Annotated in this window: 21 protein-coding genes and 1 pseudogene; 15 read left to right on the forward strand and 7 right to left on the reverse strand. The window is 42.6% G+C overall.

The genetic code is table 11. The annotated features are described in order from the left end of the window. Nucleotides 1-205 precede the first annotated feature (205 nt). On the forward strand, nucleotides 206-1,654 hold the full coding sequence (locus D5I41_RS14005) for a hypothetical protein (RefSeq protein ID WP_119010306.1): 1,449 nt from the start codon (nucleotides 206-208) through the stop codon (nucleotides 1,652-1,654). 413 nt (nucleotides 1,655-2,067) lie between these two features. On the opposite strand, the gene tyrS is transcribed toward D5I41_RS14005, so the two are convergent. The 4 genes from tyrS to D5I41_RS14025 all read right to left on the reverse strand — a co-directional run bounded on the left by tyrS (nucleotide 2,068) and on the right by D5I41_RS14025 (nucleotide 6,535). After that, a complete protein-coding gene (tyrS, locus tag D5I41_RS14010) occupies nucleotides 2,068-3,324 on the reverse strand; it encodes a tyrosine--tRNA ligase (RefSeq protein ID WP_119010307.1) in 1,257 nt (418 codons plus the stop codon). Nucleotides 3,325-3,405: 81 nt separating this feature from the next. Then, a complete protein-coding gene (locus tag D5I41_RS14015; RefSeq protein ID WP_119011519.1) occupies nucleotides 3,406-4,227 on the reverse strand; it encodes a helix-turn-helix domain-containing protein in 822 nt (273 codons plus the stop codon). Nucleotides 4,228-5,027: 800 nt separating this feature from the next. Next, nucleotides 5,028-5,228, reverse strand: a complete 201-nt coding sequence (locus tag D5I41_RS14020) for a hypothetical protein (RefSeq protein ID WP_119010308.1) — start codon at nucleotides 5,226-5,228, stop codon at nucleotides 5,028-5,030. 47 nt (nucleotides 5,229-5,275) lie between these two features. After that, entirely contained in the window at nucleotides 5,276-6,535 is a 1,260-nt protein-coding gene (locus D5I41_RS14025; RefSeq protein WP_119010309.1) for an adenylosuccinate synthase, read from the reverse strand. 123 nt (nucleotides 6,536-6,658) lie between these two features. On the opposite strand from D5I41_RS14025, the gene D5I41_RS14030 reads away from it, so the two are divergent. The 10 genes from D5I41_RS14030 to D5I41_RS14075 all read left to right on the forward strand — a co-directional run bounded on the left by D5I41_RS14030 (nucleotide 6,659) and on the right by D5I41_RS14075 (nucleotide 16,958). Next, nucleotides 6,659-7,588, forward strand: coding sequence for a LysR family transcriptional regulator (locus tag D5I41_RS14030; protein WP_119010310.1), 930 nt, complete (start codon nucleotides 6,659-6,661; stop codon nucleotides 7,586-7,588). Next, the gene (locus D5I41_RS14035; RefSeq protein ID WP_119010311.1) at nucleotides 7,589-8,410 is read left to right on the forward strand and encodes a DeoR/GlpR family DNA-binding transcription regulator; all 822 of its coding nucleotides are present in this window, start codon (nucleotides 7,589-7,591) and stop codon (nucleotides 8,408-8,410) included. It begins immediately after the preceding gene. 56 nt (nucleotides 8,411-8,466) lie between these two features. Next, nucleotides 8,467-9,387: a ribokinase gene (locus tag D5I41_RS14040; protein ID WP_119010312.1), complete on the forward strand. Its 921-nt coding sequence runs from the start codon at nucleotides 8,467-8,469 to the stop codon at nucleotides 9,385-9,387. A 457-nt stretch (nucleotides 9,388-9,844) separates the two neighbouring features. After that, nucleotides 9,845-10,522 carry a D-allulose 6-phosphate 3-epimerase gene (gene alsE / locus D5I41_RS14045; RefSeq protein WP_119010313.1) on the forward strand — a complete coding sequence of 226 codons (678 nt, stop codon included), beginning with the start codon at nucleotides 9,845-9,847 and terminating at the stop codon, nucleotides 10,520-10,522. 18 nt (nucleotides 10,523-10,540) lie between these two features. Continuing rightward, nucleotides 10,541-11,482 carry a ribokinase gene (locus D5I41_RS14050; RefSeq protein WP_119010314.1) on the forward strand — a complete coding sequence of 314 codons (942 nt, stop codon included), beginning with the start codon at nucleotides 10,541-10,543 and terminating at the stop codon, nucleotides 11,480-11,482. A 161-nt stretch (nucleotides 11,483-11,643) separates the two neighbouring features. Next, nucleotides 11,644-12,603, forward strand: coding sequence for a substrate-binding domain-containing protein (locus tag D5I41_RS14055; RefSeq protein WP_119010315.1), 960 nt, complete (start codon nucleotides 11,644-11,646; stop codon nucleotides 12,601-12,603). A gap of 88 nt (nucleotides 12,604-12,691) precedes the next feature. Next, nucleotides 12,692-14,191 carry a sugar ABC transporter ATP-binding protein gene (locus D5I41_RS14060; protein ID WP_119010316.1) on the forward strand — a complete coding sequence of 500 codons (1,500 nt, stop codon included), beginning with the start codon at nucleotides 12,692-12,694 and terminating at the stop codon, nucleotides 14,189-14,191. An 84-nt stretch (nucleotides 14,192-14,275) separates the two neighbouring features. Further along, nucleotides 14,276-15,277 (forward strand): ABC transporter permease, encoded by a 1,002-nt coding sequence (locus tag D5I41_RS14065; RefSeq protein WP_119010317.1) that lies wholly within the window; start codon nucleotides 14,276-14,278, stop codon nucleotides 15,275-15,277. Between the two features lie 162 nt (nucleotides 15,278-15,439). Continuing rightward, entirely contained in the window at nucleotides 15,440-16,204 is a 765-nt protein-coding gene (locus tag D5I41_RS14070; RefSeq protein ID WP_186811126.1) for an SDR family oxidoreductase, read from the forward strand. A 154-nt stretch (nucleotides 16,205-16,358) separates the two neighbouring features. Then, nucleotides 16,359-16,958, forward strand: coding sequence for a beta-phosphoglucomutase family hydrolase (locus D5I41_RS14075; protein WP_119010319.1), 600 nt, complete (start codon nucleotides 16,359-16,361; stop codon nucleotides 16,956-16,958). Nucleotides 16,959-17,106: 148 nt separating this feature from the next. Here D5I41_RS14075 and D5I41_RS14080 read toward each other — a convergent pair. Then, nucleotides 17,107-17,778, reverse strand: a pseudogene (locus D5I41_RS14080) (IS5 family transposase); the annotation flags it as partial. A gap of 266 nt (nucleotides 17,779-18,044) precedes the next feature. Here D5I41_RS14080 and D5I41_RS14085 point away from each other — a divergent pair. Continuing rightward, a complete protein-coding gene (locus D5I41_RS14085; RefSeq protein WP_119008727.1) occupies nucleotides 18,045-19,565 on the forward strand; it encodes an ISNCY family transposase in 1,521 nt (506 codons plus the stop codon). 444 nt (nucleotides 19,566-20,009) lie between these two features. Beyond that, nucleotides 20,010-20,834, forward strand: coding sequence for an alpha/beta fold hydrolase (locus tag D5I41_RS14090; protein WP_119010320.1), 825 nt, complete (start codon nucleotides 20,010-20,012; stop codon nucleotides 20,832-20,834). A gap of 387 nt (nucleotides 20,835-21,221) precedes the next feature. Here the strand turns inward: D5I41_RS14090 and D5I41_RS14095 are convergent, their stop codons facing one another. Next, the gene (locus D5I41_RS14095; RefSeq protein ID WP_119010321.1) at nucleotides 21,222-21,932 is read right to left on the reverse strand and encodes a hypothetical protein; all 711 of its coding nucleotides are present in this window, start codon (nucleotides 21,930-21,932) and stop codon (nucleotides 21,222-21,224) included. Nucleotides 21,933-22,292: 360 nt separating this feature from the next. Here D5I41_RS14095 and D5I41_RS14100 point away from each other — a divergent pair, with 360 nt between their 5' ends. Continuing rightward, entirely contained in the window at nucleotides 22,293-22,649 is a 357-nt protein-coding gene (locus tag D5I41_RS14100) for a MaoP family protein (RefSeq protein ID WP_119010322.1), read from the forward strand. Between the two features lie 72 nt (nucleotides 22,650-22,721). Here the strand turns inward: D5I41_RS14100 and D5I41_RS14105 are convergent, their stop codons facing one another. Continuing rightward, nucleotides 22,722-23,261, reverse strand: a complete 540-nt coding sequence (locus tag D5I41_RS14105; protein WP_119010323.1) for a cytochrome b — start codon at nucleotides 23,259-23,261, stop codon at nucleotides 22,722-22,724. Nucleotides 23,262-23,375: 114 nt separating this feature from the next. On the opposite strand from D5I41_RS14105, the gene D5I41_RS14110 reads away from it, so the two are divergent. Continuing rightward, the gene (locus tag D5I41_RS14110; RefSeq protein ID WP_119010324.1) at nucleotides 23,376-25,199 is read left to right on the forward strand and encodes an ABC transporter ATP-binding protein/permease; all 1,824 of its coding nucleotides are present in this window, start codon (nucleotides 23,376-23,378) and stop codon (nucleotides 25,197-25,199) included. Nucleotides 25,200-25,397: the final 198 nt, after the last annotated feature.

Consider the following 25,397-nt stretch of genomic DNA (forward strand, 5'->3'; position numbering starts at 1 on the left):
AAAAGTTTGTTGGAAATGTCTAAAAGTGAGTTGTATCTCGTGAACCGATGTGCTCTGCCTGCAGTGATGACCAGAAGTGATTGATTTGAAACAAAAAGTAATGAATACGCTCTCGTTTGTATCCAAGTATGTGGATCATGAATAGTTAACCGTACGTTATGGTATAAACCTTGGATTCTTCAAATAATGTTTCAAGGTTTATATAGTGAAATTCAATAAGTTGGCTTTAGTTGGCGTGGTTATCAGTGCATTAATTGGATGTAAAGATAGCGACGATAGAGGTGGTGCATCTTCGTTCCAAATAAATACTCTCGATGCACAAGGTTTTGCTTTTTCAGATACCAGCCAAAGCAACAACGCAAACTCTTTTTCAGAGAAAGATAGCTTTTATAGTGAACTGCAGTGTAAAGACCTAGTGAAAATGACAGGCCATGAAGATCATCTTGATGTAGAGGTCGTATTTGAAATCAATCAGCCCTACTTCGATTGTCGAGTCTATCAGGCAATTGCAATGAGTGATCAGCTTATCCTACGAGGTTATTTTCCTAGTCTGAATTTAGCTCATGATGGAAGAAGAATCGATTGTCATATCCTTAGTCTGCCATTTGGGCAAGCCAACGCAAAACCGATGTGCTTAGACTTTATATATAATGACGAGGTAATGGATTACCACGTTGAAAGCTATGGTGAACTTAAAACAGACACAAGAGGGGAAACGCTGTATATCCCTCGTCGTGATAGGTTCTTGAAAACAAGCTCCGTAGCTAAAGAGCGTATGCTGATTTGGGCGAATAACCAATTCCGCAGTCCTTATGAACGCGAAGGTGTGGATTTACAATATAGCAACCCAAACGTGTATGCTTACTCTGGTAATTTCCATGCGATAAGTCATAACCGTGCTGGGTATCAAAGTCCTATCGATATGTATGTTGCTAATGCAGATAGCCCCGATGGTCAAGACTGGAGTCGAGTGAATGCTGAACTAGTAAGAGATTCTTACGCAGCAAGATCACTGCAATTCAAGAACTTGTTGCTCACTGAATATAGTAAAAACTTATCAGAAGATGACGTCCATTATCCACAATTAAGAGAGCTTCAAATCTTAAACCTTGATACAGGTGAGTTAGCACCACTTCAGCCAACCCTTATACAAGGCTATAGGTTTGAGGGAGATATGTACGAAGGTCATAATCTAGGTTATTTCACAGGAAACTATTATGTCCTCGACGAAGATGGTGCTTCATTACCAGTTACAGGTGTAATTGCATTTGACCCTATCCGAAAAACCATTAGTCCACTCGTTGAAGATAACAACCCAACAGGTGAATTAATTTCGAGTTATACAGGTGACCATGCCGCACTCTACATTTATCAAAGTAATGATGATATAAACAAAGCTCATCTATCTTATATTGACCTCAGAACAGATCAATATAATAGCGATAACCTGCTAGAGAATGGAGCCTTCGCAGAGTTTGATGTTGTAAATGGGGTACTGCGTTATTCAAATGGTGTGTTTGTCATGGGAACCACGCATAGTGGCCAATCATTACGAGTTTATCATAATCACGTAACTGGCGAGATTGAACTTCATGATGTTCCGCCAGCGGAAATTTTTGCACCTATTCCGCTTATCCGTTTTGAATATCAATAAATATCTGTCTTAGATTAAAACACAATACTATTAAGGAGAGGATATCCTCTCCTTATTCCCTATAAACTATCTACTGTGCTTACCTTTCCCTGCCTCTCTTATTGTTGAATTCATCTATTAGGCGTTAGGAGTTCATAATAAGGTTCTGTCCAGAACCTTCCTAGTTAGCACTTCTTAACTCGGAAATGCCCCTTTCTGAGTTGCGAGCATTTATCTATTCGGTTCTCTAAAGCGTAATTTGATCTATTCTTCCTTATACTTAGATCTCTAACTAAATTTGCTAATCCAGTACAAACGGCTGTGTAAGATTAGACCTGCAAATATCACGAAATTATCGGCGTCATTATTTTGCCATTGTAATGTTCAATGGCAAATAATGATCTGAGGTTGGGTGTACCCCTAACTGAAGTGTGTTAACCCACCATACGTCTCACCAAGTAAAAGTGCTTTTTACCGCGTTGAAGTAACCAGTATTGGTCGAATAACGGGAAGTTCAAGTTTGGGTTTTCTGCATCAACTTTCTCTCCATTCACACTGATGGCGTTGCTGCCAATCAGTTCACGGGCAATGCGTTTTGATTTGGCTAAGCCTGACTCAACCAGAAGCTCTAACAAGTCTCGCTCAGCACTTTGCATATTAGGCAAGCCATCGAGTTCCAACTGTTCCAGCTCGTTCAAGCTCAATTGCTGGACGTTACCACTAAATAACGCTTGAGTGATTCGCTCTGCACTTGCTAAGCCTTCTTCACCGTGGACAAAGCGCGTCATTTGCTCTGCTAAGATACTCTGTGCTTGCGGTTTGCCTTTGCTTTCTTTGTCTTGTGCTTCAATCGCAGTAATCTCATCGTAGGTCAAGAAGGTGTAGTAGCGCAGGAAGTGGTAAACATCGGCATCTTCCGTAGATAACCAGAATTGGTAGAAGGCGTAAGGTGAAGTTTTACTGGGATCTAACCACACTGCACCACCTTCGGTTTTACCAAACTTAGTACCATCAGATTTGGTGATCAAAGGTAGGGTTAGACCGAAGACCTGCTCACCATTTTGACGGCGAGTAAGGTCAATACCGCTAACAATGTTGCCCCATTGGTCGTTGCCACCGATTTGTAGGCGGCAGTCGTACTGACGGTTTAGTTCTGCGAAGTCGTAAGATTGCAGCAGTGCGTAACTGAACTCGGTAAATGAGATGCCTTGATCTGGACGTTGTAAACGTTGCTTAACGGACTCTCGGCTGATCATGGTGTTCACGGAGAAATGTTTACCTACGTCGCGGAAGAAGTCAATCACGTTAATCTGCTTCACCCAATCCGCATTGTTTACCATGATCATTGGCTTGCTGACTTGGTTATTCATCAACTGATGAATTTGGTTCGACAGATCTTGTACCCAGCCCGTTACGGTTTCTTCTGAGTTTAAGCTTCGCTCTGTGGCTTTAAAGCTCGGGTCACCAATCATACCGGTCGCACCACCAATCAGAGCGATGGCTTGATGTCCGGCATCTTGAAAGCGTTTAAGCATAATCAGTGGCACTAGGTGGCCGATATGCAAGCTACCTGCGGTTGGATCGAAGCCGCAGTACAAGGTTTGTGGTTCAGATAGCAGTTGTTGAACTTGGTCTAAATCGCTCGCTTGGGCAATCAAACCGCGAGCTTGTAAATCTTCAATCAGTGTCATCGTCTTATCTTTGTTTGGTTTGGATGTATTCAGATTAAAAGGCGATGCGGAATCGAGATATATCCCTAAAGGGACAGTTTGTTATCTTGATTGAGTGATCAGGTGGTTAAGAAACAACTGAAAGAACTCGCTTAACGACGAAACATTTAACTGCGCGTAGATGCGTTTGCGGTGGTTCTTAACTGTGCCTTCGGCGACATCTAGCTGCGTTGCAATCTCTTTGCTGTCATAACCCTGCGCGATCAATGCCGCGATTTCCTGTTCTCGTTTGGTGAGGACTGTTTCACCAAAAGATGCCAGTGAGGATTCAATCGCTACACGTATTTGTCCCGAGTAGGCGTTAGGGCTGAACACTGGCTCGGCGAGTATAAACTCGGTTTGTTTCCAGTGTTGTTGGCACAAAGACTGGATAATGGCGAAGTAAGATTTGAGCTTGGCTACTTGAGGCTTGGTGAAGCGCTTATCGTCCTGCATAAATCCAAAGTAGAGCATTACCCAACGCGTCGGTTCGATTTCGATCAGCATGCTGAGTTCATCCTTCCAGCCCGTTTGATGGTAAAACTGCTCACAGTAGGCTTGGTAATAGAGATCGTTGCGCGCGACGTCTTTGCCCACCACGTCTTTGAGTGTAAAGATGCCTTGTTCTTTGTTCGCGTTCAGCTTCTGATAAAACGGGTCGTTTTGAAAAGAGGTGGTGAGATAACGTTGGAACAGTAGCTCGCGTTCATTTTCAATCGAATCATACAGATAGATAGGATGTTTACCTTCGCGGTAGCCGAGGATCACCGCGCAATCAAAACTCAATAATGAAGCAATAACGCTCATGAGTTTAGGCGTAAAGCTTGGTGAGTTAAGAGCAGAAATTGTTTCTGAAAGTTGAGTGTTGAATGCGTCGTTAGGCATGGTGATTCGGGAGTTGGGTAAAGGTGAGATAAGCATAACGCAACAGGCTGTTACCCCAAAGTTATCTGTATTGGATAAATGAATTTGGCTTCTTGCAAATCATACTAAGTGCATGGCTGCAATACTTGAAGTAAGCCGAAGTTAGATTGTGTTGTGGTTCGTAACGCGTTTCTGTCCAGAGACGTGCTAGGTCGCTCGGCTAACAAGTGTGATCGGCTAACAAGGTTATGCCCCAAAGCGTTTCAGAAGCCATCGTACTGGCAATAGAATTAGCTAATGTGCACAACATGCACATTGCTCATAAAGTAACTACCGAGAAATACTTAGTCATTCGGATTTTATAAACAGTTATCCAGAGTGTGATTATGTAAATCAGGCAGAGCTATGGGAAAGGGTGGCATCTTACCTCGGGAGATCTTATCAATTGTCTTGGTGATTAGGCTAGTAGTGATGCTAGACGAAGATTGATAAGAAGTCAGAAGAGGGCATAGTACCTACGTCGTAGGGAAGGCCTGAACCAAGGTTTTAGATAAACGGTTAACAAATGCTCAGTGTGTGCGAAGCCTCTGTAAAGAGTAGAAACCCTACAGCTACATTAGGAATAGGTGGAGAAGTCGGAAACGGAGCTGCAACTAACGAGGAGAGACAAGATACAGTGGCGTTGAAGTTAGACAGTTGATCTAGGCCAACGAATGTTTGGTATACCTTGAACCGCCGTATGCGACCCATGCTTGTACGGTGGTGCGAGAGGACCGAGGCCGTGAGGCCTCCTCCTACTTGATTGCTTTATGACGAGACACTTAATCACTTACTTGTAAGCTAACTTTCCAAAGACAACCTTTCGCAATATCAAGATACTGTTTCGATAAATCACCGTTAGCTTGACCAATACAATCTACCCCTCTAACAAAACCATCGTTTGAAAGTTGTGAAGTAGTAATCAAGCGCAAGGCCGTCATTGCCTGTGAAAATATCCACAGTGTCATCAAGCTCTGAGCCACACAGCTGACACCTAAATCTGTAGTGCTCAGGCATGTACGATTCGTTTCTAGTTTCTAATGATCATTTGTTCGCGCTCTGGACCTACCGATACCATCACAATTGGCACACCCATTAGCTCTTCGATGCGAGTAACATAGTCTTGCGCTGCTTGTGGAAGGCTTTCAAACGTGCGGCAACCCGTAATATCTTCATTCCATCCGGCCATATCCTCATACACTGGTTTTAGCTCTGCTGTTTGTGGCCAAATAGGATTCTCGCTGTGTTCACCGGCGTAAGCAGTACAGATCTTAAGTTCAGATAAGCCAGATAGGCAATCTATCTTAGTCAGTGCAATTTCAGTCGCAGCTTGAAGTTCAACTCCATTGCGAGTGGCTACAGCATCAAAGTAACCCATATCGCGAGGACGTCCCGTCGTAGCGCCATATTCATTAGAGCTTTCGCGAAAGCTGTCTTGTTCCTCCATCGCAGTGACTAGGGTGCCAGTTCCAACTGATGAGCTGAATGCTTTGGCAACAGCAACAACTCGCTCGGGACGAAGTGCAGGTAAACCACTGCCGATGCCGGCGTAAGCCGCCGTTACATTGGAAGAAGTCGTCCAAGGATACTCGCCGTAGACGAGGTCGCGGCCGGCGCCCAACTGAGCTTCAAACAGCAGGTTAGCGTCTTTTGCTTGTAGCGATTTGAGTGGTTCTGTCACATTACAAATGAATGGACGCCATGCTTTCGTCACTTCAAGCAACCATTCTGTCATCTCAGAAGCCGATTGAGAGAAGTCACATTGAGGGTATAGCGCTTTCAGTTGAGGCATTTTCCAATCAAGTAAGAATTGAATGCGTTGCTCTAGAATCTCAGGCTGATTTAACCAACCCACTAGAATCCCTTTTTTCATCACACGATCGCCGTACGCCGGCGCGATACCTTGACGTGTTGAGCCATAAGCAGCATCGCCCAAGCGCTCTTCTTCTAGAGTATCTTCTAGTGCGTGCAAAGGTAAGCACAATGTCGCACGGTCAGAGATAGCGAGTTTAATTTTGATATTTGCAGCTTGTACTTCTGCGATCTCTTGGCTTAATGCCAAAGGACTGATCACCATGCCAGGGCCCAGAATCGCGGTACAATCAGGATTGAAAATACCACTAGGCAGTTGGTGCAGTTTGAAAGTACCGAAGTCATTTACAACGGTGTGACCGGCATTGTTTCCGCCTTGAAAACGAATGCTAGCTGAAGCCTCGGCTGCTAAAAAATCAACGATGCGGCCTTTACCTTCATCACCCCAGTTTGCACCCACAACAACAATAGATGGCATAATTTTCCTCCTGACTGATTGAGGAATAATGTTAGTTCCGTCAAAGAAATAAGAGAAATTAATATATTTTATTATCCTGATAAATTTTTCATATAAGATGAAGAGCTCAAGTGAGGAAATACGATGTTGGATATAAATTTGTTGAACACGTTTGTTGCACTAGCTCAGCACAAGCATTTCGGGAAAGCGGCTAACGCACTCCACATGACGCAACCCAACGTAAGTTTACACTTAAAGCAATTAGAGCAACTCACGCGGATTAAGTTGATAGAGCGGAGTCCATTTCAGCTGACTCTGGCGGGTGAGAGATTGCTAGAAACGAGCAAGAGAACCCTACTGGAGTTGCAGACTTGCCAAGCCGATCTAAATGCCATCAATGACCTAAAAATAGGAACCTTAACCATTGCTGTCAGTGACATTATTTCCCGGCTTTTGTTGATTCGTCCTTTTCAAAAGTTCAAAGCTGAATATCCAGGCATTGATCTCACTCTATTGAACACCACATCCTCTCAAGCATCAGGCTTAGTAAAGAGTGCCCAAGCAGACCTCGGCTTTGTTATTGCCAAAGAACAGCCCAAAGGGTCTCTGTACTTTACTAAATTACAACAACTCTCATGGTGTGCACTTGGCGATGGGTTCGTCATGCAACGCTTAGATAGCGACAAAAAAAATGAGATTAAGGGCGCAGAAATTGATGGGGAATTCACCCTGATTCTACTGGGTCATGATACGAGAACTCGAGACTTTATAGATGAGGGTTTACCTAGCCTTAATTTACCCAATTACAGGGTAATGGAAGTAGGGAGCGTAGACGCTCAGATTGATTGGGCCGAAGCGGGTTTTGGTGTGGCGATTATACCTGAATTTGCAATATCAACTAAGCCAAATTTAAACACCAAAGTTACTCCCTTAATGGACTTTTGTAACACCAGTCTCGGTTATATTGTGAGGCAGAATCAAGTTTTATCAAAAGCGACGAAGCAGTTACTAGGGTGGGTTGATGATGAAATTACTTTGTTGCAGAAAAGAGATAAAAAGAACGGAGAGATGTAGATGCTAAAGCTAGAACGTCACAAACACATTGTCAGTTTGCTTGGCCAGCATGGAGCATTATTAGTTAATCAAATTGCAGAAATACTTTCGGTTTCGCGTGAGACGGTTCGTCGAGATCTAACTGAGTTGGCTAAAAAAGGCGAGGTTGTTCGAAGCCATGGTGGGGCATTATTAGCAGAAGGTAATGCAACCAATGCTTCTGCTTATTCTGAACATGCCTCTCATGGTGTGCCGATGCTCCCAGATTTAGAACAGCAGGACTCATTTCATTATAGAACAACCATTGATGTTGAAAGAAAGTCCAAATTGGCCCGGAAGGCATTGCCCCTGATTAAACCGGGAGACAAAATTTTGCTCGATTGCAGCACAACTAATTGGTTTCTAGCGCGTCAACTTCCAGACATTGATCTTACCGTCGTGTCGCAGTCAACCGCTATTATTCAGATGCTGATGTCGAGAAAAGCGATGAGATTGATTGGGCTAGGAGGAGATTACTCCTCAATCGACGAAGCCTTTTTTGGCGATCTTGCAATCAAGAGCCTAGAAGACATGGATATTGATACTTTCTTCTTCTCCTGCCAGGGGTTTGATAAAGATCGAGGCATATTTACAGGTAGTCGAGCGCAAGCGACCTTATTGAGGCACATGTTCTTGGTCGCCAAGCAAGTGGTCATGATTGTCGATGCAAGTAAACAAGGACAGTTGGGCAAAGCTCATGTGTGTGGTTTTGGTGAACTGGATATTCTGATTACTGAAAAGTTCGAAGACCCATTGTTAGCAAAAGAGATGATTTGGCACAACGTGCAGACGATTTATGCTTAATCGCATGAACAAGCAAATCAAACAAGGCTGATTACGGATAAAGTAAAGGATTGGTAATGAAAGGCAAAGTGTGTGTATTTGGCTCCTTTAATATCGATGTTGTAGCAAGGGTGGACCGTTTGCCTTGTCCTGGAGAATCATTGTTAGCAAACAACAGTGTAACCAGCGGGGGAGGGAAAGGATCGAATCAAGCCATAGCGAGCTTAAGAACCGGAGCCAATGTCCATTACATAGGGAAAATTGGTGATGATACCTTTGGGCAGATAGGCCGACGCTACCTCAAATCTGTGGGCTTTAATGTTCTAACTTTGTTTTCTACGAATGAAAAGGCAACAGGCAATGCACTGATTTATGTATCAGAGTCTAGCGCAGAAAATATGATAGTCGCGGATCCTGGTGCAAACATGACAGTGACAGAAGAAGAGATCAACAAGTGTGTTGCCTCAATCGAGTGCGCTGACCTTCTGCTACTGCAACTAGAAAATAATCTCTCCGCTGTTCGTCAAGTGATCGACATTGGTTACAAAAACGACATTTTCATTGTATTAAACCCAATTCCGAGGCAACCTCTCGATGATGCCTTACTGGCAAAGGTTAACGTCCTTACACCTGACGCAATTGAAGCGAGCTATATGACAGGTGTAAAGGTTATAGACTTAAACAGTGCAGCCAAAGCAGCTGATATTTTGCATGCCAAAGGGACCCAATATTCAATCATTGCGCTGGGAGAGATGGGATATTTGCTCTCTCTAGGAGCGGAAAAAATCGCCATTCCCAATTTTAAATCTCAAGCTAAAGATACAACTGGCGTAGCAGATGCTTTCAACGGTGCGTTAGTTGGTCGACTCGCTAATGGAGATTCACTGAAGGATGCCGCAATGTATGCGTCTGCTTATGCTTCGGTCAGTGCAGAAAAATTCGGGGCATCTACTCCATTTGACCTCTCTGAAGTCGAAGAAAAACTAGCTAGTCTTTAATTGCCCCAAGTATAGTACCGGCTAGTCACTCCGATCTTATCCTCCTAGAATTCCAAGTGTGTAGAGACATTCCTTTTTCGATAAATGGCAGTTATACATAAACTGCCATCTCATATCCCAATTATTTAATATTAAACTTTTCCGCAAATCCCATTCGTAAGCCCTAGCAAAGACATCCAACAACTTGATTCGGTCATAAACGGAAGGAAAAGGAACTTTACGGTCATGACTGTTTTGGGTTGTTTGTGCCCATACTTGCCCGTATTGATGGGTTGAATGACTTTCAAGCCGCTAAAGGATAAATATATGTGAGCAAGTGACCAGTAATTCCGATGCAGAGCTTCTTACCGGTAAATGCATCGAACTCTCACAACGAGTCTTATCCATTTTATTTAGACTGAAAACCAATCAAAGCAAACAAGATTGTTTCCAAATCTAATACGGATAGAGAATTGTTATGAATTATCAAATATCGCCATCACTGATGTGTTTAGACATGATGAAAGTACCAGAGCAATTAAGCTTTCTAGATGAAAAAGCAGATATGTTTCATGTAGATATTATGGATGGACACTATGTGAAAAATATAGCCTTGTCTGTCGATTTTGTTCGCCAAATCAAGCCTTACACAACCATTCCTATTGATATCCACTTGATGGTTGCTGAGCCAATGGATTTTATCGATAACTTAATCGAAGCCGGTGCAGACAGCATTTCAGTGCACGCTGAAGTGATCAGCAGTTATGCATTTCGTCTAATCAATCATGTACGCAACTCAGGTAAAAAAGTCGGCATCGTACTTAATCCAGCAACGCCTATTGAAGTCTTGAATAACTACGCACATCTTGTCGACAAAGTCACTGTAATGACAGTAGACCCTGGTTATGCGGGCCAGCCATTCATTCCTGAAATGGTCGAGAAAATTAAAAAACTGAAACAGTTCCGAGAAGAAGGTAATTATCAGTTCCTTATTGAAGTTGATGGTTCATGCAATAAAAACACCTACAACTTACTGCTTAATGCGGGTGCTGAAGTTCTGATTATGGGCAGCAGCGGTTTGCTGAAGAAAGACATCCCGTTATCTGATACTTGGCAAATAATGCAAAACGATATCGTGCAATCACTGAGTGCATAAACCTTAGAGGAAGAGCTCATGAATGGAAAAGTGTGTGTATTTGGTTCATTTAATGTGGATTTGGTTGCCCGAGTGGATCGTTTCCCTTATCCCGGTGAATCTCTAGTAGCAAACAGCAGCATGACAAGTGCGGGTGGCAAAGGAGCAAACCAAGCGTCTGCCGCTCTACGAAGTGGCGCTAATGTTCACTATATCGGGAAAATTGGTGAGGATGCTTTCGGTCCTTTTGCAAGACGCTACCTTAAATCAGTGGGCTATAACGCATTGACCTTGCTTTCGAGTGATGAGACTGCAACAGGCAATGCACTTATCTTTGTTGCTGAAGGCAAAGGTGAAGCGGAAAACATGATTTCTGTCGACCCTGGCGCAAATATGACCATCACCGACGAAGAGATAACTCGATGTGCTCCTGCTATTGGTTGTGCTGATACCTTGCTTGTGCAACTTGAGAACAATATGTCTGCGATCAGCCGAGTAATTAATATCGGGCGTGAAAATGGTGCGTTTGTCATATTAAATCCAGCACCGTGGCAACCGATAAACAACTCGCTTTTGGAAAAAGTCGACTTAGTAACCCCTAATGCGTCTGAAGCATTCGCAATGACGCGGGTCGAAGTTACCGACTTTGAGAGTGCAGGTAGAGCGGCAGATGTACTTCATACATGTGGCTGCAAGAGCGTGATCATCACTATGGGTGCACAGGGTGCTTTGCTTTCCCAAGGAGATCGAAAAACCATTATTCCTTGTTTTCCGGCACAGCCTAAAGATACGACAGGGGCTGGAGATGCCTTTAATGGTGCTTTAGCTGCGAAGATAGCCAACGGAGATTCGATGGAAGATGCCATCAACTTTGCTTCTGCTTATGCTGCTGTCAGTGTTGAGAAGTTGGGAGCATCGACACCGTTCGATATATCTGAAGTGGAGCAAAGGTTGCACTCATTCCACAAAGAAATCGCATAAGTAAAAATATCAGGCAAATTAACGCCTATTTAAAATAGATAAAATTTATAACAAGTGTTGTTTTTATTTAATGGGCAATTATTTCGAATGAATAATTATCAGTTATTTAAGCGCGACAACCAAAATCTAATAACAAAAAATAATACACAAAAGGACCTTACATGAAAAAGTTATTATTGGCATCATTGATGATGGCCGCAATTCCTATGACTTCTGCGTATGCAGACGACACAATTAAGATTGGGTTTTCCAACCGAACAATGAATGGTGCTTTCTTTAGTGCAATGGATAAATATATGAAACAACATACCAAGGAACATGGTTATGAATATATTTCGACTGATGCGCGCAACGATCTAACAAAGCAAATGTCTGATGTAGAAGATATGCTTTCACAAGGTATTGATTACCTTGTACTTAACCCTCAAGACCCAGAGGCAGGTCTGCGTATTGCAAAAAATGCTGAGCGCAAAGGTGTTCCTGTAATTGTACTTGATAGTGGTATTCCTCTATCGGCCCCTGTTGTCACGCGAGTACAAGCAGATAACCAAAAAAATAACATCATGCTAGGTGAGTTTGCCGTAGACCAATACGGTTCAGAACCGATGAACTGTGTACTAGTGAGTGGCAACCAAGGCAACGTGGTCGGTGAAATGCGCCGTGTAAACTTCATGCGTGGTGTTATGGAGGCGCAACTTCGCAAATACAACCAAACAAACCTAACAATCCTGAGCCAAGGCTGGGGTGGTTGGGATCAGCAAGGCGGCCTAAAAGCGATGGAAGACTTGCTGGTAGCACATGGCGATAAAGTGAACTGTGCCTTTGCAGAAAACGATGAAATGGCATTGGGTGTGATTTTATCTCTCAAAGCATCAAATAAGCTTGATGACGTAAAAGTATTCTCTAATGACGGATATAAGAAAGGTCTAGAGTCAATTAAACGTGGCGATATTATGGCTACTGTAGGAAATAATCCAAATCAATTAACTGAAAAAGTGGTTGAAGTAATTGCAGAGCACGAGGCCGGGGAAACGCAATTCCCAGATTACTCTTACATTAAACCGGTACTAATGACGAAAACCAACATTGATAAGCACTTAGACCCAGAGTCATTCTTCTAAGTGTAAATACAAAACAATTTAATGCAGTTCAAATAAGCGCTGCATTAAATTGAAGTCAATCTAATTAATTTGGAAATAGGTACTGGTAATGGATGAATATGCAATTGTTACTAAGGGTGTAAAGAAAAACTTTGGTGGCGTCCATGCTTTAAAAAATATTAACTTACGAGTCAATCGAGGGGATATACACGCAATTGTTGGTGAAAACGGTGCGGGTAAATCTACTTTGATGAAAGTGCTTGCCGGTATTCATACCAAAGACAGCGGTACTGTACATATCAATGGTAAAGAAGTGCACTTTACGTCTCCAAAACAGAGTCGAGAAAACAAAATTGGCATTATCTATCAAGAGCTTGCATTGGCGCCTGACCTAACCGTCGCTGAAAATATATTTTTGGATGACTTAGGTTTTGGAAAAGTCACAGTAAGCAGCCGAGAGCTAAATAAAAAAGCCGATCGTGTACTTAAAAATCTCGGTTTCGATATCGACCCCACAGCGCTTGTCGGTTCACTGACCGTTGCTTACCAACAAATGGTTGAGATTGCGAAATCGTTGGCGAAAGACGTCAATATATTGATTTTGGATGAACCTTCAGCGGTACTGTCAGAGCGAGAAATCGACATTCTGTTCAGCCAACTGAGATTGCTTCAAGGTCAAGGCGTAACGATTCTTTATATCTCTCACCGACTAGAAGAAATATTCAGAATTTGTAATGCCATTACCGTTATCAAAGATGGTGAGACGACTAGAGAGTTAGACCCTGCTGTATGCACTGAAGACGACATCATTGCAGGTATGGTTGGCCGCAGTTTTGAAAACCTCTACCCAGAAAAATGCACCCCTCAAGACGAAGTTGTACTGAACGTTGAAAACATGTCGACGCACCGCTTATTGCGCGATGTGAGCTTACACATCCGCAAGGGCGAGATTGTTGGCTTGGCAGGTTTAGTTGGTTCGGGCCGCACCGAGATAGCACGTTGCTTATTTGGTATCGATAAAATGAGCCAGGGCAAAATCTTCAAAAATGGCGAAGAGATCTCTGTGTCTTATCCCGCGGAAGCGATGCGCCACGGAATTGGCCTTGTGCCAGAGAGCCGCAAAGAACAGGGAGCCATTCTTTCAAGGCCTATTCGAGAAAATACTAGCCTCGCAAACCTCGCTGGCATCAGTAACCGCTTTGGTATTTTGAATATGAAAAAAGAGAGGGAGGTAGGTGAGTTTTTCAAAGAAAAGCTGAAGACGAAACTGAATAGCATCGAAGATCCCATCTCCAGCTTGAGCGGTGGTAATCAACAAAAAGTAGTGATTGCCAAGTGGCTGAATACTGACTGCGACTTGCTCATTCTAGATGAACCAACACGTGGCGTTGATGTGGGCGCAAAGGTGGAAATCTACAACATTATTAGTGAGTTAGCGAGAAAAGGGTTTGCTGTCTTAGTTATATCATCTGAAATGCCAGAAGTGATTTCACTATCCAACAGAGTGTATGTGATGAGTGAAGGTTACCTAACAGCAGAGCTTAAAGATGACCAAATAACTGAAGAAAATGTAATGCGATATGCCATCCCTAAACGTGAAAGTGCGTAAGCGAGCATAACTCCGTTCACCATAAATAATATCTGGGGCAATGAACTACGTTGCTTCACATGAAAGATAGTATAGGAACATACCATGGAAACTATTCAGAAAACTGAGAATGTCTCTGCGACCAAAGACAGCAGTACATCCGTTTTTAGTGCGGATAAATTAATTAAGTTCATTAGCAACAATTCAACACTGTTGGTCTTCATTATTATGCTGATTTCTGCAGCGTTTTTGTCAGACCGTTTTTACACAGAGAGCAACATCACCAACGTACTTAGACAGAGTGTTCCACTTGGTTTAGCTGCATTGGGTATGCTTTACGTCATAATTACTGGTGGTATCGACTTATCCGTTGGCTCAATTATGGCTTTGGTCTCAGTTGTTGTGGCAGTGTTGATACCGGAGTTTGGGTTATTCCCTGCGCTGGTGGGTGGAGCCGTTTGTGCGACCTTGTTTGGTTTGCTTGCAGGGGTACTCGTCACTAGCTTCAATATTGCCCCTTTTATTGCGACGTTGGCAATGATGACCATCGCTCGTGGTGCTGCACTAATTGTTGCAAAAGGTCAGCCAATCTTTATTGATGATCCAGCACTTATCGACTTCGGCACTGGTTACTTCCTAGGACTGCCTCTTCCTGTTTATGTTTTCTTGGGTTTCGCTTTACTTGCTCACTTCATTTATAAGCACACAGTGTTTGGTCGCTTGGTTATCTCTATAGGTTCAAATGAAACCGCGACACGTTTTGCTGGTATCCGAGTAAATCACTACAAAATGGCAGTGTATGCAATCAGTGGTTTCGCGTGTGGTTTAGCCGGCATCTTAGCGTCAAGCCGCACAGGTGTAGGCTCTCCAGTACTGTCTATCGGTTTTGAATTGGATGTGATTGCAGCAGTAGTTGTTGGTGGCGCGAGCTTATCAGGTGGTAAAGGTACTGTGGTCAATACCATTATCGGGGTACTTATCATGAGTATGATCTCGAACTTAATGAACCTAATGAACATCTCTGGTTACAACCAACAAGTTGTGAAAGGCGTGATCATCATTGCTGCAGTAATGCTAGAGAGCTTTAAGTCTAGAGCTAAAGTCTAAACCGTTTATTCATTTAGTTATTGGTTACTTATTTTATTTATGCGTGTGCGACTAAGGGCTGTTATTTAAGTCTCCATTATTAAGAGCTTGGTTTCAGTCGCACAGTATCGAAAATGTATCGCATTTAAATCATTATTTATTAAAAATTGTTAGGAAATTACTATGAAAAACAATCTATTCACACTTGAAGGTAAAGTTGCAGTGGTTACTGGTGGTAAACAAGGTATTGGTAAAGTCGTCGCAAGCTATCTTGCTGATGCAGGTGCTGATATTGCTATCATGGATTTGTCTGATTCAACAGATGTAGCAAACGAAATTGCGGCTGAATATGGAGTGAAAGCAACTGCGTATACCGTAGATGTCACTAATGCAGAACAAGTGGCACAAGTGATGTCTCAAGCAGCAGCTGACCTTGGCACACTGGATCTTTTGTTTAACAATGCGGGTATCTGTTTACACAAAGAAGCACTTGAATGCACACCTAGTGAGTGGAGCAAAATCATTGATGTAAACCTAAATGGTGTGTTCTATGTTGCTCAAGCTTTCTCGCGCTACCTTGTGGCAAACAACAAAGGTGGTAGCATTGTGAATACAGCCTCAATGTCTGGCACTATTGTTAATATTCCACAAGCTCAAGCGTCTTACAATGCATCGAAAGCCGCTGTGATTCACTTAACCAAATCATTAGCGGTAGAGCTTGCACCCCAAGGTATCCGCATGAACTCAATCAGCCCTGGCTACATTCGCACAGAAATGACAGATACAGTGCGCCAAGATTGGCAAGACGCATGGGTTGATATGATCCCATTCAAACGTATGGGTACGCCTGAAGAATTGGCAGGAGCGGTGATTTATCTATTATCAGATGCATCAACCTATACCTCTGGTGCGGACCTAATTATTGATGGCTGCTTTACAACGGTTTAATGACTTGATTGTAATCGAAGCTTAAGTTCAAGAGCGTAGAACAACTACTAGCTACTTGAACTTGTAACAATGAGAGCCTTTCAGATACATACTTAGAAAGTAGATATTTGGGAGGCACATCTTTGATGTTCACGTTTTATCGAAGGGTCGTTGAATGTTGGAATGGTTAGATAAATATCAGGGTATTATTTTTGATTTAGATGGCACACTTATCGATTCTATGCCTCATCATCTTGATACATGGAAAACCACCGCTGATAAATTTGGTTTTCCTTATGAGAGAGTTTGGCTACATAGCTTAGGCGGTATGCCTGGAGATAAAATTGTAGATCTTATTAATGAGCGCTACCAACTTGCTCTGATTCCTTCTGTTGTTTCCGAGTTCAGAATGACAGTATTTAATAATTTATCGAGTCGGGGTGGTCTGATTGAGTGTACTAATAAGGTTCTTGAGCACTTCTTTGGGAAAAAGAAGTTAGCGGTGGGAACAGGAAGCCCACGAGCAAGCGCAATACAGCAGCTGCAGATAATGGGCATATATCCAAAGTTTGATTCTATTGTCACAGCAAATGATGTTGATAAACACAAACCAAATCCTGATACCTTTCTATTGGCCGCAAAGCAGATCAATGTAGAACCAACGCTATGTGTTGTTTTTGAAGATACTGAGCTGGGAAAACTAGCAGCACATAATGCACAAATGGATTGCATCATGTTACAAGGCGAGACATTACGTTTTTATCCTTGTAATTAAGGCGCTTGTTGACGAGTTGTGAGAACAAGTAGAGCATTATAAAGATGTAATTAAACGTACGGTACTTGCCTTGTATCGTAAACTAGAAAGCCTCACCAAACTGAATATAGTTACTAGGGCGTGTAGATCTTTGCTGTACATTTCGCGTTCAACAATACATCGGTAGCCACATCAACATGAATGCCAGCGATAACATGCTGGCATAATTCCTTTCTAGCTTGTCATATATACTTGAAATAGCTCGATAATGCTTAATTCTCGCAAAGGCATTTTCGACCAAGTGACGATACTTGTATAGACACCAATCCATACTGTCTTTGTCTATATCTTGTCCGTAAATGCATTTAGCAATTACCGTTTCTCCGCCACGTTCCTTAACAAAAGTACGGAAAGGTTCGCTGTCATATCCTTTATCACAAACGATGGTATTAACTTCATCGAGTTGTTCAACTAAGCTTTCGGCATGCACTATATCGTGGCGTTGACCTTCTGATAGATCAAAGCAAATCGGCAGGTCACCACTATCCACAGCTAAGTGGACTTTGGTTGAGTTGCCCCCGAGACTTTTTCCTATTTGCTCTGAGCTTTCAGTAGCTGCACCTACGCTATGCTGATGCGCTCGAACTATAGAGCCATCAAGAAAGACCCATTCAAAATCAGTCATGCTAGATAAGCTTCTGAAAAGCTTATCTAAAATCCTTTTTTTTGACCAAAGATTAAATCGTCTGTAAACGGTACTCCACTCTCCGAACTCAGAGGGTAGATCTCGCCAAGGAGTACCTGTCCTCATTCGATAAAGTATTCCTTCAAATGTCATTTGTAGTGGATAAGTAAAATTGGCCACTACATTAAAGTTTTTGCTATACCCCAGGTAATCCGTAAAACACTAATTTAGTAACTTATATAACACAGTTTTGTCCAAAACCGTCACAGCGGGGCAATTCGTAACTCTGTGATCACCAAGCAATTCTGTCGTACCTTAATTACCAAGCGACTTTGTCATTACATTAACTACCAAGGGATTTTGACGGAACTCATTTAGCTTACCTTTTAAAGTAATTAATGGAGCTTTAGAAGGGGCGAAGGATGTTCTATATGGATTCTAAATCCCAATTTACCGTCGATATTATCTGCAAAATCATCGATGGAAAAATCAGTATCAATAGCGCTACTACCTTGCTCAACAAGTCTCGTCGAACCGTTGAACGTTATCTCTGTCGATATCGGAAAGAAGGTATTCGCTTCATCATTCACGGTAATCGAGGGCGAACTCCAGCCAATAAGATCCCTGAATCGCTCAAGAAAGAAGTTCAAAGCCTCATACAAACTAAGTACTTCGATTTCAATTTGCAGCATCTTTCTGAAGTTCTCAAAAAGAATGAAGGTATCGTCATTAAGCGTGAAACTTTACGCTCTTGGGCACACGATATCCATCATGTTAAACGTGCAAAGCGACGTAGAAGCCGCGTCAGAAAGTACCGAGAGCGTATGGAGTTACCTGGGCTTATGCTTCAAATGGATGGGAGCCCTCATCGTTGGTTTGGGGATGAGAAATCTTGTTTGATAGCGATGATTGATGACGCTACGAGTGATATTCATGCTCAGTTTTTTCCCTCGGAGACCACTGAAGGCTGCATGAAGGTGATGAGAGCTTACATTGAGAAGCGAGGGATATTTAAGACGCTCTACGTCGATAGAGCGGGCATCTTCGGTGGTCCCAAACGGAGCAACTTCTCGCAGATGCAACGAGCTTGTGAAGAGCTCGGTATTGAAATTATCTTTGCTAACTCCCCACAAGGGAAAGGGCGTATCGAACGATCATTCGATACTTTCCAAGATAGGCTGGTACCAGAGCTACGAGTACGCAAGGTCACCGACATGGAGAGTGCAAATCGGTATCTACAAGAAGAGTTCATCCCTAATTACTGGGATAAAAAGGTTCGAGTTCAGCCCAAAAGTTCCCGCTCTGCTTTTAAGCGCTTACCTCCCAATTTAGATCTGAATGGCATCTGCGTACAAAAAGAATATCGAACAATACGACGTGATCATACGTTCGGCTTTAATAACAAAAGGTATGTCATCGATTCGCCCATTCGTTACTCTATTGAAAATCAAAAAATAGAGATCCGATGCCAGTTCGATGGCACATTCTGCGCTTATTTTGGCCACCGCCGATTAGATATCACGGAGTTGGTTGAGCCTCGTAAATGCAGTGAATATGGCAAAGAGGTTCAGCGGAAAATTGAAGCACTGGAACTCGTTGAACAGCTCGGCAGTATATCTAAAGCCGCCCGTATCCTTGGCTGTTCTCGCCAATCGCTTTATACCTATCAGAAAATCATGGCAGAAGAAGGGCCTATAGGTCTGAAACGGATCAATAAACCCCTCAAGCGCAACAAGAAGCGTATATCGGAGCATGCAGAAGACAAGATTATCGAGCTGACGCTACAGAACCCTTACTTTACATTGATGCAATTGATGATGGAGTTAAAACAACATGACATCACCGTGAGTATCGGCACGATTAAAAACATCTGGAAGGAAGAAAACCTTAATACCAGAGAGCTTAGGATTAAAAAATCACAATCGCTGAATATCGAGGTTTAAGGCGAGAAGTATCAATCCTAGCTAGAATGAAAGAGCATGACAGAATCGGTTGGTACTTATCCCGTCAAGATCCCTCAGTAATGACAGGGGCAATTCGTAACTCATAAATTCCCCTTTGTAAGTTACAACCGATAAGTCATTCATTTCATCAAAGCATCATTTTGCTTACTTCTAGTCATGCCTACAATCTGTTTGCGGGGTGGGAAATATTATATTTTTGCAGGCAAGATTATTGCTCTCTCCGTATCAGTATCAGTAATAGAAATCAAAACTTACAATTCGCATTGGGGAACGATTGCACCGTTTAATCTATCTACTGTGGTGCATGTAAATGGTTGATATAATCTTCTGATTATTAGTTATAAATGTTTTAGCTTTGAGTCTGGACTTGGCGATGTAATTGGTAGGTTTCCGTCTGTAAAGTGTTACGTTTAAGGAAAATAAATGGAAAACTGGAGTTTGCCGAGTACCTTTGAGTATGAAGGAAGGTTGGTAAAATACGGAATTAAAGGTGAAGGAGAACCTATTGTTTTAGTTCACGGTACGCCTTGGTCATCGTTTAATCTTAGACATTTGATACAAGAGTTATCGAGTGAGTATACGGTCTACTATTTTGATTTACTGGGTTATGGTGAATCTGACAAAAGTGATGCAGATGTATCTTTGAAAATACAAAATCAGCTGCTAGAAGCTTTATTAGATCATTGGCAGTTGAAGCTACCTTATATTGTAGGGCACGACTTTGGTGGCACGACAGTGCTTAGAAATCACCTATTGAATAAACGAAAATACAAAAAAATAGCAGTTATTGATCCTGTAGCGCTGTCTCCTTGGGGCTCACCATTCTTCAAACATATTGAAAAGCATGAGATAGCTTTTGCTGAAGTTCCCGACTTTATTCATGCCGCAATTGTAGATGCATACATAAAAACGGCCGCTTATCAGCCATTAAGTCAGGCAACAATTGATGGCATTCTTGAGCCTTGGTCTAGTGAAGAAGGGAAAAGAGCTTTTTACAGGCAAATAGCTCAAGCCGACTCTAAGTATACCGACGAGTTTCAAGATAAGTTTTCTGAAATTGACACCCCTACATTAATTCTATGGGGAGAAAAGGATCAATGGATTCCTGTAGAACAAGCTTATTTGCTACATAGTAAAATTAAAGGCTCTAAATTGGTTACAATACCTGAATCAGGGCACTTAGTTATTGAAGAAAAACCAGAAATACTAGTAAAAGAGATCAAAGCGTTCTTTGGTAAACGCATATAATAATCGTTTAGGGTTTGAAGATACTTTTCCTAACTTGGTAGAGGCGATTTAGTGCCATCATGCTAAATCGTTTTTGTCCAAAAAGGTGTTAGCGAGCACTGTAACAAGCTTTTTCTTTACATGATGTCGGGCAATACGCTGTATTGTCGACAACTATCAATGGATATTTCTAGGACAGGAATCAGAAGGCTAGATTCAAGTGCTTTATAGATGTGCCTATAGGGTACCAATGTATAGAGTTTTGTGCGGTTTCGGATAGAAAAACCCGCATAAGTATCTAGGAGTAAAGTTTACTTCAGGCATAGGTAGAACTGAGCGATGGGATAGATAGAACGACTACACCATGTGAACGCAGTGTAGTCGGGTGTTAGATATCTAGTACATTAATTAGAGGCTGAGTAAATTGTCACTCCAGGTCATGTTGATTAAACGGTGACTCATAATTGAACTTGGTATTCCGCCATGACTTATTATATCGCTAACGTCTTTGTAGGTTGTGATATGAGGTGAGTTTGTCCATTCCGATTCATCGGCATTGTGCTTCACGAAGCCGGATTTAAGGATTACTTTTTCACTACCTTTACTTTCAAGAGCGATGGTGACTTGATAGTCATATCCGCTCATGTCTTTATAAGGGCTGCGTAATGTAATCTGACCAAAATCTGCTAACGCCAATGGACTAGTGAAATCTTGTTGTACCTCAAAGTGGTTATAGCCGCGTCGAACTTGGTCAACTTGAGTATTATCTTCGTTAAACTCTACCTGAACATTACGAACACTAGAATCTAGACCGAGATCTCCGCAGGTATCAGAATGTTGGATAGAGATAGGGTTGGAGCCCTTAACGTAACTCACATCGTTTTTGGATACACTTGCTGCCAGTTCATTGCCTGTCCGAACATAACAGATACTAACGGGTTTGCTGATTAAAGGGGCTCTGAACGTCAGCGCTACCTCTGCCGCACTAATGCCATCGATATTGCGAAGCACTTCTTTCTCTGCTTTGTGCTCAATATTTTTAAGCTCAGACTCTGTATTGCAGCCGGATAGAAGTGTTACTCCGGCTATCGTCATTACAGCTATTGCGGTTTTTTTCATAATTCTCCCTTGGATTTGGCATCAGTTAATGAAGTCGATGTTGCAGGTTAGCTTAATGAACGCATGAGCATAGTGTTGTATTGGAAAATAACATTCCTACTTTCAGTGTGCTCTGGTTTGCAGTGAGTCTGGTTGGGTAATCCTTCCTGTCTATAGTGACACTTGAAATTAGATAATTTGGCGTTTGAGGGCGTTTTAAAAGGTAGTGTGGCTGAGAGTAGAAGTACGTAGAGGAAAGGACATAGGTAAAAAAGTTAGACAAATTAGCCTTATGAAAACGACAAAAATTATTTGATTTTCAATAGCTAGGTTTCACTCTATTTTCAGCTTGTTCTAACAACACAAATAATAGAGGTCATTGTGGCTGAGACATTGATTCGCCTGGGTGAAAAACGCTTCTACGACGATAAAGCTTTTCCTCGTGGTTTTGCTAAATCAGGCAACTTTACAATCTTAGAAGATGAACTATTGATGTATTACGGTGATACCTTGTCTGGTCTAGAAACTGGCAGGCTAGAGCCGATGAATCAAGAAGAAAAACATTTTCTCAAAGCGCTAAAGGATCCGAAAAAAGCGAATACTAAACTTGAAACAACGTGGTTGAAGTACATCAAGCATTCTCGTACTCGAAAATCCTTCTATACCTTCAATAGCAAAAAGATTACTACCAATCATAGTGCCTTTGAGCAAGAGCTTGCTTACGCTTACGAGGACTAACTCTAGCAACCTTTATCTATTGAGAGGTATTGTTCAAAAACGGATACCTCTCAATACTCTAATCTTCTGGCGTTAGAACGTCTTTCCTAGCATACGGCTGATCGTGCCATCTTTATCAATCAACTGGTGCTTTAGTGCGCCGATTACATGTAACACCAACACTGCAACTATGATATTGACTGCACTGTGATGGATAGTACTGCCCAGTTGTTGCAACCACTCAATCTTTTCACCCTCATTAATAATCACCCAACCGAAGATATCGACAGCTCTACCGCCAGCAGCGCTCATAGTGATGCCAGAAATAGGCATGGCGATAGTCGCTAACATCAAGATGCCATGTACAGCGTGGGCAATCTTTTCTTGCCATACTGGGCTGTTACTTAGACTTGATAGCTTGCCTTCTTTGAGTCTCCATGCAATGCGCATCGTCGCGACAATTAGAATGAGCACGCCAATGGATTTGTGGTAACCCATCAGCTCAAATTTGACTGGGCCTCTTTCCATTTCTGACATGATCAGGCCGACGATAAATACGCCAATGAAAGATACGCCGGCCAGCCAGTGCATTACAATGGTAGTGAGTGAAAGTTTTTTAGTGTTAGTAGCCATAATTCAATACCGATTAGTGAATTTATAAGCGTATTATCTATGAACTCTGTGAAACTAATAGGGGATTTACTGTAAAGTAACGTAAATTGACTCTCAATTGCATAAGGCATTGAAATGCAGAAACAAAATACAGAAGAACAGCAACAAGATATGCCTGGTAACGAGTCCAAAAATGGTCGAAAGAGCTTGAGCATTTTACTTGAGTTGCTCAAATTTGTAGGACCTTATAAAACTAAGGTGTTTGCCGCTTTAGTAGCCTTGTTTTTCACCGCAGGACTGACGTTGTCCGTTGGCCACGGCGTTCGTTTGCTTATCGATGAGGGCTTTTCCCAGCGCTCACTCAGCGATCTTAGCAGTGCGATTCAATTTATCGTTGTGGTGACTATCTGTATTTCTATTGGGACCTTCTTCCGGTTCTACTTGGTCTCGTCTGTGGGTGAGAGAGTGAGCGCAGACATACGCCTTGCGGTGTTTAACCACGTTGTGACCTTACATCCTAGTTATTTTGAAACCAATGGCAGTGGCGACATTATGTCACGTCTAACCACCGATACCACGTTACTACAAAGCATCATAGGGTCGTCTTTTTCTATGGCGATGCGCAGTGCTTTAATGTGTATTGGCGCAATCATTATGCTATTCGCCACCAACGTAAAACTGACCTTGATAGTGCTGGCTTCAGTCCCGTTTATCTTAGTGCCCATATTGGTTTACGGTAGGCGAGTTCGTGCACTCTCGCGTAAGAGTCAGGACTCAATGTCGGATGTAGGCAGTTATGCAGGAGAGGCGATTGAGCACATAAAAACGGTGCAAAGTTATAGCCGAGAGTCTGAAGAGAAGGCGTCATTTTCAACAGAGGTTGAGCGCGCCTATGAGATTGGGCGAGAGAGGGTGAAGCAACGAGCCATCCTTATCTCTGGAGTAATTGTGATCGTCTTTGGCGCTATATCCGGCATGTTATGGGTTGGCGGAAGCGATGTTATCCATGGCAAGATGTCGGCAGGCGATTTAGGGGCATTCGTGTTCTATGCCATTATGGTCGCTTCATCAACGGCGACCATCTCTGAAGTTTTTGGTGAATTGCAACGTGCCGCTGGCGCTACAGAGCGACTGCTCGAAATTCTCAATGTAGAAAGCCATATAGTAGCACCGGAAAATGATGCGCTCTCAACCAAGGGGGTGTCCGCAGAGGTCTCCTTTGATGATGTGTCTTTCTTTTATCCATCAAGAAAAGACAGTGCGGCCATTAGCCAGTTGAACCTGATCGCTGAAGAAGGCAGGGTACTGGCGTTGGTGGGGCCGTCTGGCGCAGGTAAAACGACACTGTTTGAACTGCTGCAACGTTTTTATGATCCCCAGAAGGGGGCGGTTAAACTCGGTGGCGTGGATGTACGCCGTTTTGACCCGAAAGAACTGCGTGACACCATGGCATTAGTGCCTCAGCAACCAGCGCTGTTTAGTCATGATGTGTTTCATAATATACGCTATGGTAAACCTAACGCAACAGATGAAGAGGTGATAGAAGCGGCCAAGAAAGCGCATGCGCATGAGTTTATTGTGAACCTACCACAGGGATATCAAAGCTTCTTAGGAGAAAAGGGGGTTCGATTATCTGGTGGGCAGCAACAGCGAATCGCGATTGCGAGAGCCATTCTCAAAGACCCTACAATCTTACTATTGGACGAAGCTACTAGTGCTCTAGACAGTGAAAGTGAGCATCATGTGCAAAAGGCATTAGAAGCCTTGATGAAGAATAGAACTACTATCATTATTGCTCACCGCCTTTCCACAATTCAACATGCTGACCAAATTGCGGTTTTAGATCACGGCAGATTGGTCGATGTGGGAAATCACGCAGAGCTATTACAGAGCTGTGATTTGTATCAGCGACTAGTAGAGCTGCAGTTTAAACAAGGCGCAAGAGAGGCTATTGAGTAGATGCGCTAGCGTGCAATTCGCGGATTAGTGAATGGCACTAATCCGTATCATAAGCTCAAGTAAACAACTTGAACCAACACGACTATTTCAGTGAATTTAGGTAATCGACCAATGCTTGTTGGTCTTGCGTGTTACTTAATCCAAAGAAATCTCTTTTCCTTTGCCGTTGAGATGAGCTTGTCGAATAGTAGTTGGGCA

Source organism: Vibrio superstes, from assembly GCF_003569005.1.
Taxonomy (GTDB): Bacteria; Pseudomonadota; Gammaproteobacteria; order Enterobacterales; family Vibrionaceae; genus Vibrio; species Vibrio superstes.

Bases quoted from the DNA above. Each gene is read 5' to 3' on its own strand.
- tyrS (WP_119010307.1), bottom strand. From the start codon at position 3,324: ATGACACTGATTGAAGATTTACAAGCTCGCGGTTTGATTGCCCAAGCG.
- D5I41_RS14015 (WP_119011519.1), bottom strand. From the start codon at position 4,227: ATGCCTAACGACGCATTCAACACTCAACTTTCAGAAACAATTTCTGCT.
- D5I41_RS14025 (WP_119010309.1), bottom strand. From the start codon at position 6,535: ATGCCATCTATTGTTGTTGTGGGTGCAAACTGGGGTGATGAAGGTAAA.
- D5I41_RS14030 (WP_119010310.1), top strand. From the start codon at position 6,659: ATGTTGGATATAAATTTGTTGAACACGTTTGTTGCACTAGCTCAGCAC.
- D5I41_RS14035 (WP_119010311.1), top strand. From the start codon at position 7,589: ATGCTAAAGCTAGAACGTCACAAACACATTGTCAGTTTGCTTGGCCAG.
- D5I41_RS14040 (WP_119010312.1), top strand. From the start codon at position 8,467: ATGAAAGGCAAAGTGTGTGTATTTGGCTCCTTTAATATCGATGTTGTA.
- alsE (WP_119010313.1), top strand. From the start codon at position 9,845: ATGAATTATCAAATATCGCCATCACTGATGTGTTTAGACATGATGAAA.
- D5I41_RS14050 (WP_119010314.1), top strand. From the start codon at position 10,541: ATGAATGGAAAAGTGTGTGTATTTGGTTCATTTAATGTGGATTTGGTT.
- D5I41_RS14055 (WP_119010315.1), top strand. From the start codon at position 11,644: ATGAAAAAGTTATTATTGGCATCATTGATGATGGCCGCAATTCCTATG.
- D5I41_RS14060 (WP_119010316.1), top strand. From the start codon at position 12,692: ATGGATGAATATGCAATTGTTACTAAGGGTGTAAAGAAAAACTTTGGT.
- D5I41_RS14065 (WP_119010317.1), top strand. From the start codon at position 14,276: ATGGAAACTATTCAGAAAACTGAGAATGTCTCTGCGACCAAAGACAGC.
- D5I41_RS14070 (WP_186811126.1), top strand. From the start codon at position 15,440: ATGAAAAACAATCTATTCACACTTGAAGGTAAAGTTGCAGTGGTTACT.
- D5I41_RS14075 (WP_119010319.1), top strand. From the start codon at position 16,359: ATGTTGGAATGGTTAGATAAATATCAGGGTATTATTTTTGATTTAGAT.
- D5I41_RS14085 (WP_119008727.1), top strand. From the start codon at position 18,045: ATGTTCTATATGGATTCTAAATCCCAATTTACCGTCGATATTATCTGC.
- D5I41_RS14090 (WP_119010320.1), top strand. From the start codon at position 20,010: ATGGAAAACTGGAGTTTGCCGAGTACCTTTGAGTATGAAGGAAGGTTG.
- D5I41_RS14095 (WP_119010321.1), bottom strand. From the start codon at position 21,932: ATGAAAAAAACCGCAATAGCTGTAATGACGATAGCCGGAGTAACACTT.
- D5I41_RS14105 (WP_119010323.1), bottom strand. From the start codon at position 23,261: ATGGCTACTAACACTAAAAAACTTTCACTCACTACCATTGTAATGCAC.
- D5I41_RS14110 (WP_119010324.1), top strand. From the start codon at position 23,376: ATGCAGAAACAAAATACAGAAGAACAGCAACAAGATATGCCTGGTAAC.